1 protein-coding gene is annotated in these 503 nt (G+C 49.3%); it reads right to left on the bottom strand.

All coding sequences use genetic code 11. The annotated features are described in order from the left end of the window. On the bottom strand, positions 1 to 503 hold a 503-nt coding region (locus tag ACTHUR_RS18840), incomplete at both ends, for a thiamine pyrophosphate-dependent enzyme (protein ID WP_440400299.1).

Raw genomic sequence — 503 nt, 5'->3', positions numbered from 1 at the left:
ATACGGTAGAACGGGTATCGCGGGTATCGGAAGTGGTAAAGCCGATTTGGTTGTTGATCACGATGTGAACAGTACCGCCGGTGGTATAGCCGCGTGTTTTAGACAGGTTGAATGTTGCTTGGTTAACACCCAAACCGATAAATGCGGAGTCACCGTGAATCAATACTGGCAAAACTTTATCGCGGCCGTTTTCTCCCAAACGTTTTTGTTTGGCGCGCGCAGAACCTTCCACTACTGGGTTAACAATTTCCAAGTGTGACGGGTTAAATGCCAAAGAAACGTGCATTGGGCCGTGCGGAGTGGCGATGTCGGAGCTGAAGCCCATGTGGTATTTCACGTCGCCGCTAGGCAATTTGATTTCGGCTCGGCCTTCGAATTCGGCAAACAGATCAGCCGGTTTTTTGCCCAAAATGTTAACCAAAACATTCAGACGGCCACGGTGTGCCATACCGATGATGACTTCTTCCACACCATCTTTACCGGCGTTTTGAATCAGGTAGTTC

The sequence above is a fragment of the Neisseria sp. P0021.S007 genome (assembly GCF_051956855.1).
This window is presented reverse-complemented; position numbering and strand designations above follow the sequence as displayed.